Source organism: Streptomyces sp. HSW2009 (genome assembly GCF_040240285.1).
Classification (GTDB): Bacteria; Actinomycetota; Actinomycetes; order Streptomycetales; family Streptomycetaceae; genus Streptomyces.
Genome location: NZ_JBEHZD010000156.1, coordinates 1 through 14,387 on the forward strand (window position 1 = coordinate 1; position 14,387 = coordinate 14,387).

Below are 14,387 nucleotides of genomic sequence, written 5' to 3' on the forward strand. Positions count from 1 at the left end.
CCCCGCGCGGGGGCGCCCGCGCGCCGCTGGCCGCCGCCGGCCGTGCCGTCCGGCGCCCCTGGTACGCCTTCGTGGGCTGGGTGGCACGGCTGTTGCTGCGGGCCTGTCGGGACCACGCGGCCGAGATGGAGCGGGGCGTGGCTGCCGCCGCCGCCCAGCGCGCGCAGCACGTGGACTACGGGCTGCGCATCGTCGCCCAGGAACAGGTCGGCCTCGCCTACGCCGGCTGGGACCGGCTGCTCACCCGGGTGGCGCTGCCCGCCTGGCGGATGGGCCGCTGGCCGGCGCGGCTGGACGCCGGCGTGGTGGCCGCGCTGACCGAACTCTCCCGCCGCGACCGGCTCGCCGAGGGCTTCGCCTCCCGCCTGGGCGAGCGGCCCGCCTGTGACCTGTTGGAAGAGCCGGGCGCCATCGACGAGGCGACCTCGCTGCTGGCGGCCCGCCTCTTCCACGGCGGCCCCGCGACGCCAAGCCCGGCGTGGTCCCCGGTGGACTGGGAGCAGTATCCGGAGGAGGTCGTGGACCGGAAGTGGCGCCAGGATGCGGCTCGCCTGCACGCGGCCCTCGGCACCCTCCCCCCGGCCCACCGCCCCCAGCCACCCCACTCAACAGAACCCACGGCCCCGGGCCACGCAACCACCTCGCCGGCGGGCGAGAACGCAACCGCCTCGCGGGCGGGCCCGAACGCTGCCACCCCGCCGGCCGGCGAGGCCACGACCCCGTCGGCCAGCGCCCAGCCCTTCGCAGCGGCGGGCCGATCCCACGCGACCGCCTCGCCCGCGGGACCGAACCCCGCCACTCCACCGGTCGGCCAGGCCACGACCCCGTCGGCCAGCGCCCCGGCCACCGACGCCACTCCCGCCCCACCTCCCGTACCGCAGGACCCGCAACCGGCCGGGCAGCCGACCACCACGACGGAACACATCCCGGCGGGGCTCACCCCAGCCGAGCCCACCTCGACGAGACCCGCGCCAGCCGACCCCACCCCGCCGGCGGCGGAAGCCCCAGACCCGGCCGCCCCGGCCCCAGCCACCCCCGCAGACCCGGCCACCCCGAACCCGGCCACCTCCCGGCCGGAGGCCGATGCCCCGGCCCCAGCCACCCCCGCGGCAGGTGCCGCCACCGCAGCCCCAGCCGCATTCGGTTCGGCCACCTCCAGGTCGGAGGCCAACGCCCCCGGGGCCGACGCGGGATTTGGGCCTGACCTCGGGGTGGAGCCCACGTTGGACCGGATGTTCGTGGAGTTGGCCGTGCCCGGTGGGGCGGATGCCGATCCCGCGGCGATAGCCGACCGGCTCGCGGCCCGGCTCACCACGGAGTTGGCCCGCGAGGAGGCCGAGCAGCGCCGGTCGGCGGCCTCGGCCGGTGCGCACGGGCCGGCGGCGGCCGTACCGGGTGCGGGCGCCGGCGGGGAGCCCTGGTTGGACGGGCTCGCCCCGCTCTTCCCGCTCCAGCCGCCCCGTACGGGGCGCGAACTGCTCGCCGACCACGTCACCGCAATGGTCTGTTGCGCCGCGATGGACACCGCGGGCGCCGCCCCCGGCCTCGACTGGCTGGATGGCCCGACCCTGCTGATCGACGGCGAACGCCGGACGGACCTCGCGCCCCGCGTGCTCAGCCTCATCGAGGACGGCGACCCCGAGCCGCTCCGCGCCTGGCTCAACGACGTCGGCGCCCGCCCCGACAAGCCCATCCGCCTCGTCTGACCCACCCGACACAGGGCCTCGCCCCCGTACCCGGCCCCGTCCCGTACAGAGCCCCGCCCTGGCCAGGGCCTCGCCTCACCCGGCCACGGCCCCACCTGACCCGGTACCGGGCCCACCCCGCCCGCGTACGCACAGCCCCGCTCCACCCGGCCAGGGCCCCGCCCCGCACGTGTACGCGCGCGTCCCCCACCTCACCCTCGTACGCACGTACGCACGGCCCCGCGCCCGCACGCACGGCCCCGCGCACCCACCCGCAGCCCCCGAGGGCGCGCTCACCCACTCCGGTACGCCACCCCAGGACGCCCCACCCCCACACCCCAGCGCCGCACCTCCCAGCGCCGCGAGCTCACAGCCCCGCACACCCCCAGCCCGTTACCGACCGTGCCTCTGCGCCCCTATCGCCCCACCGCGTGCGCCCCGGGGGACACGGGGCGTGCGGGTGCTCGTCGGCAGGGGCGGGTGTGCGCCCCGCCGGGCATCGATCCGCCGGTTCCGCACACCATTTCGCGACGAACAGTGACGGTGTGGGCGCGAAATGTGATGTGCTGGGATCAGTCGTTGTCATTCGAGGGAAAAGCGCAGGGGCCAACAGGGGCCGGCTGGCGGGGACGACGATGCCCGCCGGGTGACGGGGCGTGACGATCGCCCGGACGGGGCCCGGTCCGCAGCGACCCGACAGCACGGCGCGCTCGGTCGTGCGGACCCGGATGCGGTACGCAGGGAGGGGAGCGCACGTGGGCACGGAGTACATCCGGCGCTGGGAGTCCGGCGCTGTCGCACACGCTGTCTCGGACCCGTTCGGCCAGGGCCCACTGCCCTGGCTGCGGGGGAGCGAGCACTACTTCGACGACACCGGGCACGTCGTGCCCTGGTACGTCGACCACGTGGATGCGCCCGGCGCGACCACCTTCCCGCTGCCCCGCGGCCACGACGCGCGGGCGACGGACGCGGACGACCGCCTGCACGCCCGCTGGGGCGCGTACGCAGCCGCCCGGCGCACCGGCCGCACCGGCGACCGCAGCGGCCCCCTGATGGCCGACGACGTGCAGCGCCAGATCAAGGGGTTCGCCAGCGCCGGCGCCGTCGCACCGGGCGAGGCCATCGACTTCCGGGTGACGGTCAACCCGCCGCAGGAGTTCAGCGTCGACATCTACCGCATCGGCCACTACGGCGGCGAGGGCGCCGCGAAGATCACCACCAGCCCGCGGCTGGCCGGCATCGTCCAACCCGCCCCGCTCGCCGCCGAGCGCACCGTCTCCTGCCACCACTGGTGGCTCTCCTGGCGGCTCCAGGTCCCCTCGTACTGGCAGGTCGGCGCGTACGTCGCGGTGCTCACCACGCGCGACGGCTTCCGCAGCCACATCCCCTTCACGGTGCGCGACCAGGACCCGGCCGACCTGCTGCTGGTCCTGCCCGACGTCACCTGGCAGGCGTACAACCTCTACCCAGAGGACGGCCGCACCGGCGCCAGCCTCTACCACGCGTGGGATGAGCAGGGGCGGCTGCTCGGTGAGGAGGACGCGGCGACCACGCTCTCCTTCGACCGGCCGTACGCGAGCGCCGGGCTGCCGCTGCACGTCGGCCACGCGTACGACTTCATCCGCTGGGCCGAGCGGTACGGCTACGACCTCGGCTACGCCAACACCCGTGACCTGCACGCCGGCCGGATCGACCCGGGCCGCTACCGGGGCATGGTCTTCCCCGGCCACGACGAGTACTGGTCGGTCCCGATGCGGCGCAAGGCCGAGCAGGCGCGCGACGGCGGCACCTCGCTGGTCTTCCTGTCCGCCAACACCATGTACTGGCAGGTCGATCTGACCCCGTCGCCGGCCGGCCCGGACCGGCTGCTGACCTGCCGCAAGCGCCGCGGCCCGGGCCGCCCGGCGCTGTGGCGCGAGGTGGCCAGCCCGGAGCAGCAGTTGATCGGCATCCAGTACGCGGGCCGGGTGCCCGAACCGGCCCCGCTGGTGGTGCGCAACGCGGACCACTGGCTGTGGGAGGCGACGGGCGCCGGTGAGGGCGACGAACTGCCCGGCATGGTCGCCGGCGAGGCCGACCGCTACTTCCCGCGCACCAGCCTCCCGCAGCACGTCCGCCGCATCCTGCTCGCCCACTCCCCGTACGAGGACGGCGAGGGCACCCCCCGGCACCAGGAGACCTCGCTGTACCGCGCGCCGAGCGGCGCCCTGGTCTTCGCGGCCGGCACCTTCGCCTGGTCCCCGGCGCTCGACCGCCCCGGCCACGTCGACGCCCGCATCCAACGGGCCACGGCCAACCTCCTCGACCGCATCTGCAAGCGCGACTGAGCCCTGATCGGGCCCGGTGCGGCGGCGCACGCCGGCGGGCCGCGGTGCATCCGCCGCCCGGGCGGGCCCAGGTCGGCCGCGTCCGACCCGATACGCGAGAATCGAGGTTCTTGGACAAAACCACCGGGAGGAACCGTGTCCGGATTCATCGAGAAGCCCGAACCCGCTCAGGTGCCTGGCCTGGTGCACGTGCACACCGGAAAGGTCCGTGACCTGTACCGGAACGCGGCCGGCGAACTGGTGATGGTGGCCAGCGACCGGGTCTCCGCGTACGACTGGGTGCTGCCCAGCCTCATTCCGGACAAGGGCCGGGTCCTCACCCAGCTCTCCCTCTGGTGGTTCGACCAACTCGCCGACCTGATGCCGGGGCACGTGGCCCGGGCCTGGAACACCGTCGACGACCTCCCCGCCGGCGCCCCCGCCGACTGGGCGGGCCGCACCGTGGTCTGCACCGCGCTGCGGATGGCCCCGGTGGAGTGCGTCGCCCGCGGCTACCTGGCCGGCTCGGGCCTGCGCGAGTACGAGGCGAACCGCACGGTCTGCGGCCTCGCCCTGCCGCCCGGCCTCCAGAACGGCTCCGAGCTGCCCGCCCCGATCTTCACCCCGGCCACCAAGGCGGCCGTCGGCGACCACGACGAGAACGTCAGTTACGAGGAGGTGGCCCGGCAGGTCGGCGCGGAGAGCGCGGCCGAACTGCGGCAGGCCACGCTCGCCGTGTACGGCAGGGGCCGCGACATCGCCAGGGAGCGCGGCATCCTGCTCGCCGACACCAAGTTCGAGTTCGGCTACGACGGCGACCGGCTGGTGCTCGCGGACGAGGTGCTGACCCCGGACTCGTCCCGCTTCTGGCCGGCCGACGTGTGGGAGCCCGGCCGCGACCAGCCGTCCTTCGACAAGCAGTTCATCCGCGACTGGCTGACCTCCCCGGCGGCCGGCTGGGACCGCACCGGCGAACTGCCCCCGCCCCCGCTCCCCACCGAGGTCGTGGACCAGACCCGGGCGAAGTACGTGGAGGCGTACGAGCGCCTCACGGGCCTGACCTGGTCCTAACCCCCCCGCGGCCCCCGCCCGGCCCCACCGGCCCCAGGGCCGGGCGGAGAGTCCCACCAGGCCCAGACCCAGGGCCGGGCGGCCAGTCCCACCCACGCCCCGCCACATCCACATCCCCGCCACACCCCACGGACACCCGCACCGCGAGGCGAGCAACCCTGCACCCCGGGTTGCCCACCCCGGGGCGAGCAACCCAACCCGCACCCAGGGACGCGCCCACCCGGGCATGCCCGGACACGCAAAAGGCCCCCGGTCACTGACCGGGGGCCTTCACCGAGCGGACGACGAGGTTCGAACTCGCGACCTCAACCTTGGCAAGGTTGCGCTCTACCAACTGAGCTACGTCCGCATGAACCGCACGTTTCCGTGTGGTGCGCGTCCCACTATAGCCAACCTTGCGGGCGAACGAAGCCACACCGGCGCCCCACACCCGCCGATGTGTCCACCGCCACACCACACCCACCGGGCAACCCACCCCGCAGCGCTGCCGGAACCCACCCCCACCCCCACCCCACCGAACGGCCAGCCACCCCCACCGCGCGGAACCACCCACCCCCACCGCGGAACCACCCACCCCGCGGGGCGAACCACCCACCCCACCGATCAGGCCCCCGCGCATCCCACCCACCCGGACGGATCAGCCCCCGGAACCCCTTTGCCGGCTGTTTGCCCGAGGAGCGGATAGCGGTTGCGTACGCGCAGATATCGGAAGGGCTGGAAGAGCCGAGAAGGACGGAGGGCCCGGGGGAGCGCCAACAGAACCGGAAGGGCCGGCTGGGCCGGAGGCGCCAGAACCTGAGACGTCGGAAGAAGAGGCGCCAGCAGAAGAAGGCGCACCAGAAGAAGCGGCACCGGAAGAAGCGGCACCGGAGAAGGAAGAGTGGAACGCGCGCGGGCATATGTCGAAGGGCCCGGTCGTGATGACCGGGCCCTTCGACATATTCGCTGAGCGGACGACGAGATTCGAACTCGCGACCCTCACCTTGGCAAGGTGATGCTCTACCAACTGAGCCACGTCCGCGTTTGCCGCCGACCAGCTTTCACCGGTTGGCGCGTGGACCACTCTACCTGATCGAATAGACCGGTTGAGCAGTGGAGCGGGTGACAGGGATCGCACACTGCGCCTCCCCCTTGGAAAGGGGGCGCTCTACTACTGAGCTACACCCGCATGATCGAAGTTCTGGGCTTTTCGGCCCGTTCCCTTCGGCGTGCTCCAGACTCTAGCCGATCAAAGGGGGTGCGATGCAACTCCGGGTTCGCGGGCGATGGGCGGCGCCTTACCGGGGGCGCCCCGGCGGTGGTTACCGCCGGGGCGCTCGGGCGAATCCGGGACGCGTGCGGGCGCGACCCCAGTCGGATCGGCCGGGCCGGTCGGATCAGCCGGCCGAGTTGAACGCCTCGTAGACCTTCTTGGGGATGCGCCCACGCGGCGGCACCTCCATGCCGTGCGACTGGGCCCAGGCCCGCACCGTGGCCGGGTCGGGGGCGACGGCGGTGCGCCGGTAGGTCTTGCCGGAGCGGGAGCGCTTGCGGCCCGCCTCCATGTACGGGGCGAGGGCGCCGCGCAGTTTCTTCGCATTGGCAGAGTTGAGGTCGATCTCGTACGACTTTCCGTCGAGGCCGAACGTGACCGTCTCCGAGGCTTCTCCGCCATCGATGTCGTCAGAGACTGTGACCACTACGCGCTGTGCCACGGATATCGGTCCTTTCGGGCTGCACCGCCTGGCACTCGCTGGATGAAGCGCCGCGATGCATGGGTTCCGGAGGTAAGGGATCAATGCTTTTTCATTTGTACAGCGGTGGGCATTGCATTGTGAAGCCCTGGGAATTCTCTCCGCGTGTCTCTCGACAATCGGGACGATACGTTTTCCCTCCGACTTTCCCCAGGGTTCGGCCGTGCCGATGCTTAAACGTGACCGGGGGTTCACCTTATCTATGCGCGTAGATTTTGGGGGGATGTAGGGTTATGTCATCTGCCTTCGGGTCCCTGGGGGTTGCTCCCCAGAACTCACACCGCACCACACCACCGGGAGTGCCAGTGGCACGCGTCGTAGTCGACGTCATGCTCAAGCCCGAGATCCTCGACCCGCAGGGCCAGGCGGTGCAGCGCGCACTGCCCCGCCTGGGCTTCGAGGGGATCTCCGACGTTCGTCAGGGCAAGCGCTTTGAACTTGAGGTGGAGGGACCGGTCGATGACGACGCCCTCGCCCGTATCCGCGAGATGGCGGAAACGTTCCTAGCGAACACCGTCATTGAGGACTTCGTCGTAAAGGTCGAGTCGTGACCGCACGCGTGGGAGTTGTCACGTTCCCGGGCACCCTCGATGATCGCGACAGTCAGCGCGCGGTCCGTATCGCGGGGCTTGAGCCGGTTCCGCTGTGGCACCGGGACAAGGATCTTCATCAGGTCGACGCCGTGGTGTTGCCCGGCGGCTTCTCGTATGGCGACTATCTGCGGGCCGGGGCCATCTCCCGCTTCTCGCCGGTGATGGAATCGATCATCGAACAGGCCAAGGCGGGCATGCCGGTCCTGGGTATCTGTAACGGATTCCAGGTCCTTACCGAGACCCATCTGCTGCCGGGCGCGATGTTGCGGAACAACCACCTGCACTTCGTCTGCCGGGACCAGAAGTTGCGCGTGGAGAACGCCAACACCGCCTGGACGAGCGACTTCAGCCAGGGTCAGGAGATCCACATCCCGCTGAAGAACATCGACGGCCAGTTCGTCGCCGACCAGCGGACCGTGGACGAACTTGAGGCGGAGGGCCGCGTCGTCTTCCGCTATCTGGACGTCAACCCGAACGGCTCGCTGCGCGACATCGCCGGCATCACCAACGCCGCCGGCAACGTCGTCGGCCTGATGCCGCACCCGGAGCACGCCGTCGACCCGCAGGTCGGCACGGGCGGCACCGACGGGCTCGGGTTCTTCACCTCGATTCTGAGGAAGTTGGTCTCCGCATGACCCTGGACACCGTGAAGCACGCGGCCGAGACGCCCGACGTCGAGCTGCCCTGGGCCGAACTCGGCCTGAAGGAAGACGAGTACGCCCGGGTCCGGGAGATCCTCGGCCGCCGCCCGACCGGCGCCGAGCTGGCCATGTACTCCGTCATGTGGTCCGAGCACTGCTCGTACAAGAGCAGCAAGGTGCACCTGCGCCAGTTCGGCGAGAAGGCACCCGAGAGCGATGCGCTGCTCGTCGGCATCGGCGAGAACGCCGGCGTGGTCGACATCGGCGAGGGGTACGCGGTCACCTTCAAGGTCGAGTCGCACAACCACCCCTCGTACGTGGAGCCCTACCAGGGCGCGGCCACCGGCGTCGGCGGCATCGTGCGCGACATCATCGCGATGGGCGCCCGCCCGGTCGCGGTCGTCGACCCGCTGCGGATGGGCGCCGCCGACCACCCGGACACCAAGCGCGTACTGCCCGGCGTCGTCGCCGGCATCGGCGGCTACGGCAACTGCCTGGGCCTGCCCAACATCGGCGGCGAGCTCGTCTTCGACGCCTGCTACCAGGGCAACCCGCTGGTCAACGCCGGTGCCATCGGCGTGATGCGGCACGAGGACATCCACCTGGCGAAGGCCAGCGGCACCGGCAACAAGGTCATCCTGTACGGCGCCCGCACCGGCGGCGACGGCATCGGCGGCGCCTCCATCCTGGCCTCCGAGACCTTCGACGACACGAAGCCGTCCAAGCGTCCCGCGGTGCAGGTCGGCGACCCCTTCCAGGAGAAGCTGCTCATCGAGTGCACCCTGGAGGCGTTCGCCGAGAAGCTGGTGGTGGGCATCCAGGACCTGGGCGCTGCCGGCCTCTCCTGCGCCACCTCCGAGCTCGCCTCCAACGGCTCCGGCGGCATGCGCGTCGAACTCGACGACGTACCGCTGCGCGACTCCACGCTCTCGCCCGAGGAAATCCTCATGAGCGAGTCGCAGGAGCGCATGTGCGCCGTGGTCGAGCCCGAGAAGGTCGACCGCTTCCTGGCGATCTGCGAGAAGTGGGACGTCATCGCCACCGTCGTCGGCGAGGTCACCGACGGCGACCGGCTGGAGATCTACTGGCACGGCGAGAAGATCGTGGACGTCGACCCGCGCACGGTCGCCCACGACGGCCCCGTCTACGAGCGCCCCTACGCCCGCCCCGACTGGCAGGACGCGCTCCAGGCCGACGACGCGGGCAAGCTGCCCCGCCCCGGCACCGCCGACGAGCTGCGCGCGCAGACCCTCGCGCTGGTCGCCTCGCCCAACCAGGCGTCCAAGTCCTGGGTGACCGACCAGTACGACCGCTTCGTGCAGGGCAACACGGTGCTGGCGCAGCCCGAGGACTCCGGCATGATCCGGGTCAGCGAGGAGAGCGGCCTCGGCGTCGCCATCGCCACCGACGGCAACGGCCGGTACGCCAAGCTCGACCCGTACGCCGGGGCGCAGCTCGCGCTCGCCGAGTCGTACCGCAACGTCGCCGCGGCCGGCGCCAAGCCGCTCGCCATCTCCGACTGCCTGAACTTCGGCTCGCCCGAGGACCCGGCCGTCATGTGGCAGTTCGCGGAGGCCATCCGCGGTCTGGCCGACGGCTGCCAGCAGCTCGGCACGCCGGTGACCGGCGGCAACGTCTCGCTGTACAACCAGACCGGCGAGGCGGCCATCCACCCGACGCCGGTGGTCGCGGTGCTCGGCGTGATCGACGACGTGGCGCGCCGCACGCCGATCGGCTTCGGCACCGAGGGCCAGTTGCTGTACCTGCTCGGTGACACGGGCGAGGAGTTCGGCGGTTCGGCCTGGTCCCAGGTCGTCCACGACCACCTCGGCGGGCTGCCGCCCAAGGTGGACCTGGAGCGGGAGCGGCTGCTGGCCGAGATCCTGATCTCCGGCTCCCGCGACGGCATGATCGACGCGGCGCACGACCTGTCCGACGGCGGTCTGGTGCAGGCCCTGGTGGAGTCCTGCCTGCGCGGCGGGCACGGCGCCCGGATCGTGCTGCCGGAGGGCCTTTCGGCGTCCGGCACGGCGGTCGACGACGCGTTCGTCGCGCTGTTCTCGGAGTCCGCGGGCCGCGCCGTGGTGGCGGTGCCGCGCAGCGAGGAACTGCGCTTCACCGACATGTGCGGCGCCCGCGGCCTGCCCGCCACCCGCATCGGCGTGGTGGACGGCGACGCGCTGGAGGTGCAGGGCCAGTTCAGCATCCCGCTGACGGAGCTGCGCGAGGCACACGAGGCGACCATCCCGGGGCTGCTCGTCTGAGCACCGACGGTTGACTGATCGAGCCGGGAGGGCCCGTACGGATGGTTCGTACGGGCCCTTCGGCGTGGGCGGCTCCTGGCGCACGAGGCTTCGCGTACGGCCTCCCGGCCACGGGGTCTTAGCCGTACGGGGTCCTTGCCGTACGGGTTCCGGCGTACGGGCCCTCGCGTACGGGCCTTCCGGCGCACGGGTTCCGGTGTACGGCCTGCTGGCGCACGGGTCGTACGGGTCGTACGGGTCGTACGGGTCGTACGGGTCGTACAGGTCGGTCGGGGTCGGTCGGGGCCGAGGATGCGCAGGGTGCCGCGCGGTGTCCTGGCCCTACCCTGGCGGGCATGGCTTCCGCTTCGCGTAGACCCCGTGCCCGCAGCTACGACCCGCAGAAGGTGCGGGCCGCACTGGACGGGCAGGTGAGAGCCGTGCGGGAGGCGGTCGCGGTGCTGTGCGCGGCGCCCGACGCGGGGCCGCTGCTGGCCGCACCGTCGCGGCTGCCGGCCTGGACGGTGCGGCAACTGATCGTGCACGTCGCGGTCTGCCTGGAGACGCTGCCCCGCCGGCTGGCCGCGGACCCGGCGCCGCCGGGCACGGCCGCCGACCTGGACCTGCGCGGCTACGTGGCCGTGCTCGGCACGCAGGCCGAGGACATCGCGCAGGCCGCCGTCGCGGAGGCGGACGACCTGGCCGGCGCCGACGAGCCGGCCGAACTGCTGGCCCGGTTCGACGTCGGCGCGGCCAAGCTGGCCGCCGCGGTGGCCTCGGCCGCCGGCACGGACCTGGTCGGCACCCGGTTCGGGCGGATGACGGTGGACGACTTCCTCGTCACCCGGCTGTTGGAACTGGTGGTGCACGGCGACGACCTGACCGCGGCCACCGGCACCGCCGTCGCCCACGACCGGCAGGCGCTGGCGGCCGTGACCCGGCTGCTGGCCGATGCGCTGGCGGCCCGGGCGCCCGGCGGTTCGGTGGAGCTGCGGGTGCCGCCGTTCGCGGTGGTGCAGTGCGTGGCCGGCCCCCGGCACACCCGCGGCACCCCGCCGAACGTGGTCGAGACCGACCCGCTGACCTGGCTCAGGCTCGCCACCGGCCGCACCCCCTGGTCCCACGAACTGGACGCGGCCACGGTCAGCGCCAGCGGTGAACGGGCCGACCTGGCGGAGTACTTGCCGGTGCTGGGGTAGCGGCTGCGGGGCGCGTTCACCGGCACGGCCTCGCGCGCGTGGGCGCGCGAAGCGCCGCCGGTGGAACGGCACCCGGACCAACCGTGGCCCTCGGCCCCGCGCGCGTGGGCGCGCGAAGCCGGACCGCTCCGGGAGCGCCCCGGATGCGTCCCGTACGCGTCCGCGCGCGCGTGGCCGCGACCGCCGCGGGCAGTCCCCGGGTCCGCCCCGGGCGGCCCCGAACGCCCCCCGCCGCTCAGTCCTCGTACGGCAGCAGCGTCGCGTCGACCTTCTCCCAGGCGGTGCGCAGCCCGGCGAGGCGGACCTTGTCGACGGTGGCGCGGTTGGCCTGTTCGCGGGGGTCGTCGCCGAGGTGGAAGAGCTTGTCGCGGCCGTCGGCGCCGCGGTAGTACTTCCAGTCGCCGCGGCGCAGCGCGCGCTCGCCGCGCACCCGCCAGAACAGGTCGCGCTCGGGCAGCCGCTGGCCGCGCAGCAGGTAGCCGGCGAGGCTGGTGCCGTCCAGCGGGTAGGCCGGGTGCGGCCGGGCGCCGGCTATCTCAAGGAGCGTCGCCGTCCAGTCGTACGTGGCCAGCGGCTCGTGGCTGACTTGGTGCTGGCGCAGCCTGGCCGGCCAGCGCACGATGTTGGGGACCCGGATGCCGCCCTCTTCGAGGGTGAACTTGTTGCCGGACAGCGGCCACTGGTACGACCAGCGCTCGCCGCCGTTGTCGCTGGAGAAGACGACCAGCGTGTTGTGCTCCTCGCCGGAGTCGCGCAGCGCGGCAAGGACCGTGCCGATCGAGCGGTCCAGGTCCTCCACCATCTTCCGGTAGGTGGCCAGCGAGCCGCCCTCGCGGTGGTTGAGCACGCCCTTCTCGCCCGCCCTGATCCGGGCGGTGAGCCGGGCGCTCTCCGCCTCGTCGCCGTCGGCGATCCACGGCCAGTGCGGGGTGGTGTAGTTGAGGTTGAGCAGCCAGGGCTTGCCGCCGTGCCCGCGCCGTACGTACTCGCTGGCCCGCTCGGTGATGATCCGCGTGTAGTAGCGCAGGTCCTTGTACTCGGCGTCGCCCTCGTACAGGTCGTACTCGCCGCTCAGTCCGAGTTTGGAGTAGTACTCAAGGGCGCCGCCGAAGTTGCCGAAGAACTCGTCCCAACCGGAGGCGGTGGGGCTGTAGTCGGGCAGGTAGCCGCAGTGCCACTTGCCGATCAGAGCGGTGGCGTACCCGGTGTCGCGCAGCAGCGAGGCGAGCGTGGGGTGGTTCGGGTCGAGCCCGACGCTCTTGTCGGCGATCGGCTCGGCGAGCCCGCCCTTGGCGCGGCCCGGGTAGCGGCCGGTGTAGAGGCTGAACCGGGTGGGGGAGCAGGTCGCGGAGCCGGAGTACGCCTGGGTGAACCGCACGCCCTGGCGGGCCAGCCGGTCCAGGTGCGGGGTGTGGATGTCGGGCGAGCCGTACGAGGAGAGATCGGCCCAGCCGAGGTCGTCGGCGAGGATGAACAGGATGTTGGGGCGCCGCGAGTGCCGGCCGGTGGCGGCCTCGAACTCCCGCTCTGCGCCGCCCTCCCGATCCGTCCCGCGCCCCCCGGGCCCCCCCCCGGGGGCCCGCCGCCCCCCCCGGGGGGCCGCGGGGCGCCGGGGCCCCCTGTTCCGCGACGAGCAGGACTCCGCCCCGTCCCCCCGTCCCGGCTCGGAGCCTGCTCACGAGCCGGCACGGGGCGATGCAGACACAACGCCCAGGGAGCACCCCGACGTGCCAGCCGCGCCGCAGAAGAAGCGCGCCGGACGCGATCTGCGCGCCGCGATAGGAGTGGGCCTCGGGCTTGGCGCGATCATCGTCGTCTCGCTGTTCGTGAAGAAGGTCCTCTTCGTCGGCGTGATAGCGGTCGCCGTGGTCGTCGGCCTGTGGGAGCTGACCTCACGCCTTGCCGAACGCAAGGAGATCCGGGCGCCGCTCATCCCTCTGGCAGTGGGCGGCGCTGCCATGGTGGTCGCGGGGTACCTGCGGGGCGCCCAGGGGGCCTGGATCGCCATGGCGCTGACGGCCCTCGCGGTGCTCATCTGGCGCATGACGGAGCCTCCGGACAACTACCTCCGGGACGTGACGGCCGGTGTCTTCGCCGCCTTCTACGTACCGTTCCTCGCCACCTTCGTCGCCCTCATGCTCGCCGCGGACGACGACGGGCCGCAGCGGGTACTGACCTTCCTCATCCTGACCGTGGTCAGTGACACCGGCGCGTACGCCGTCGGCTGGAAGCTCGGCAAGACCAAACTCGCCCCGCGCATCAGCCCCGGCAAGACGCGTGAGGGGCTGGCGGGGGCCGTGGCCTTCGCCATGGTCGCCGGGGCGCTGTGCATGGAGTACCTGGTCGACGACGGGGCCTGGTGGCAGGGGCTCATCCTCGGCTTCGCCGCGGCCATCAGCGCCACGCTGGGCGACCTCGGTGAGTCGATGATCAAGCGTGACCTCGGCATCAAGGACATGGGGTCGCTGCTCCCGGGGCACGGCGGAATCATGGACCGCCTCGACTCCCTCCTCCCGACGGCGCCGGTCGTGTGGCTGCTGCTGGTGATGTTCGTCGGCTCGGGCTGAGCGCCCAACGCGCCCCACACACGGCCGAGACCGGCCGCCGCGCCTGGCAGATTGCTGGGGGTGGCGGCCGGTTTTGCTTTGGGTGGGGGTGGTGTGGTGGGTGGAGGGGGCTGCGCGTGGGGGATGGGGCGGGGGTGGGTGGCTTGTGTGAGGTGGGCGGGCGGAGCGCAGGGTGCGGGCGGTACGTGGGGTGTGGTGGGGTGAGGGGGTGTCGGGGGCGGTTGTGGTGGTGGGGGAGGTGGGCTTGCCTGTAGCACGGAGCACGGAGCACGGAGCACGGAGCACGGAGCACGGAGCACGGAGCAGGGAGACCTGCGCTCGAACTCCGGAGTCGCCGGAACATTAAAGA

At 72.7% G+C, this 14,387-nt stretch carries 9 protein-coding genes, 3 tRNA genes and 1 pseudogene; 8 read left to right on the forward strand and 5 right to left on the reverse strand.

The window, feature by feature from the left end; translation table 11 throughout:
• From AAHZ94_RS14380 to AAHZ94_RS14390, 3 genes are all read left to right on the forward strand, one after another.
• Nucleotides 1-1,706, forward strand: a 1,706-nt coding sequence (locus AAHZ94_RS14380) for a hypothetical protein (RefSeq protein WP_349993263.1), incomplete at its 5' end; no start/stop codon positions are given.
• A gap of 734 nt (nt 1,707-2,440) precedes the next feature.
• Nucleotides 2,441-4,012: a N,N-dimethylformamidase beta subunit family domain-containing protein gene (locus AAHZ94_RS14385; protein WP_349993264.1), complete on the forward strand. Its 1,572-nt coding sequence runs from the start codon at nt 2,441-2,443 to the stop codon at nt 4,010-4,012.
• 135 nt (nt 4,013-4,147) lie between these two features.
• Nucleotides 4,148-5,062, forward strand: a complete 915-nt coding sequence (locus AAHZ94_RS14390; protein ID WP_349993265.1) for a phosphoribosylaminoimidazolesuccinocarboxamide synthase — start codon at nt 4,148-4,150, stop codon at nt 5,060-5,062.
• A 276-nt stretch (nt 5,063-5,338) separates the two neighbouring features.
• Here AAHZ94_RS14390 and AAHZ94_RS14395 read toward each other — a convergent pair.
• The 4 genes from AAHZ94_RS14395 to AAHZ94_RS14410 form a co-directional block, all read right to left on the reverse strand.
• A tRNA-Gly gene (locus tag AAHZ94_RS14395) sits at nt 5,339-5,411 on the reverse strand.
• Nucleotides 5,412-6,010: 599 nt separating this feature from the next.
• Nucleotides 6,011-6,083: transfer RNA gene (locus tag AAHZ94_RS14400), tRNA-Gly, on the reverse strand.
• Between the two features lie 72 nt (nt 6,084-6,155).
• Nucleotides 6,156-6,230: transfer RNA gene (locus AAHZ94_RS14405), tRNA-Gly, on the reverse strand.
• 208 nt (nt 6,231-6,438) lie between these two features.
• Nucleotides 6,439-6,756: a histone-like nucleoid-structuring protein Lsr2 gene (locus tag AAHZ94_RS14410; RefSeq protein WP_349993266.1), complete on the reverse strand. Its 318-nt coding sequence runs from the start codon at nt 6,754-6,756 to the stop codon at nt 6,439-6,441.
• A 344-nt stretch (nt 6,757-7,100) separates the two neighbouring features.
• On the opposite strand from AAHZ94_RS14410, the gene purS reads away from it, so the two are divergent.
• The 4 genes from purS (at nt 7,101) to AAHZ94_RS14430 (ending at nt 11,471) form a co-directional block, all read left to right on the forward strand.
• Nucleotides 7,101-7,346 carry a phosphoribosylformylglycinamidine synthase subunit PurS gene (gene purS / locus AAHZ94_RS14415; RefSeq protein WP_176163165.1) on the forward strand — a complete coding sequence of 82 codons (246 nt, stop codon included), beginning with the start codon at nt 7,101-7,103 and terminating at the stop codon, nt 7,344-7,346.
• Nucleotides 7,343-8,023 carry a phosphoribosylformylglycinamidine synthase subunit PurQ gene (gene purQ / locus AAHZ94_RS14420; protein WP_349993267.1) on the forward strand — a complete coding sequence of 227 codons (681 nt, stop codon included), beginning with the start codon at nt 7,343-7,345 and terminating at the stop codon, nt 8,021-8,023. Before purS ends, purQ begins: the two co-directional genes overlap by 4 nt.
• A complete protein-coding gene (gene purL, locus AAHZ94_RS14425) occupies nt 8,020-10,293 on the forward strand; it encodes a phosphoribosylformylglycinamidine synthase subunit PurL (RefSeq protein ID WP_349993268.1) in 2,274 nt (757 codons plus the stop codon). Before purQ ends, purL begins: the two co-directional genes overlap by 4 nt.
• A gap of 335 nt (nt 10,294-10,628) precedes the next feature.
• Nucleotides 10,629-11,471, forward strand: a complete 843-nt coding sequence (locus AAHZ94_RS14430) for a sterol carrier family protein (protein ID WP_349993269.1) — start codon at nt 10,629-10,631, stop codon at nt 11,469-11,471.
• A gap of 235 nt (nt 11,472-11,706) precedes the next feature.
• Here the strand turns inward: AAHZ94_RS14430 and AAHZ94_RS14435 are convergent.
• A pseudogene (locus AAHZ94_RS14435) lies at nt 11,707-13,005 on the reverse strand (sulfatase-like hydrolase/transferase); the annotation flags it as partial.
• Here AAHZ94_RS14435 and AAHZ94_RS14440 point away from each other — a divergent pair.
• On the forward strand, nt 12,941-14,038 hold the full coding sequence (locus tag AAHZ94_RS14440) for a phosphatidate cytidylyltransferase (protein WP_502964672.1): 1,098 nt from the start codon (nt 12,941-12,943) through the stop codon (nt 14,036-14,038). The pseudogene AAHZ94_RS14435 and the gene AAHZ94_RS14440 sit on opposite strands and share 65 nt — an antisense overlap.
• Nucleotides 14,039-14,387: the final 349 nt, after the last annotated feature.

Coding starts and splice junctions, on each gene's coding strand:
- AAHZ94_RS14440 (WP_502964672.1), top strand. CDS start 12,941: ATGAACAGGATGTTGGGGCGCCGCGAGTGCCGGCCGGTGGCGGCCTCG.
- AAHZ94_RS14430 (WP_349993269.1), top strand. CDS start 10,629: ATGGCTTCCGCTTCGCGTAGACCCCGTGCCCGCAGCTACGACCCGCAG.
- purL (WP_349993268.1), top strand. CDS start 8,020: ATGACCCTGGACACCGTGAAGCACGCGGCCGAGACGCCCGACGTCGAG.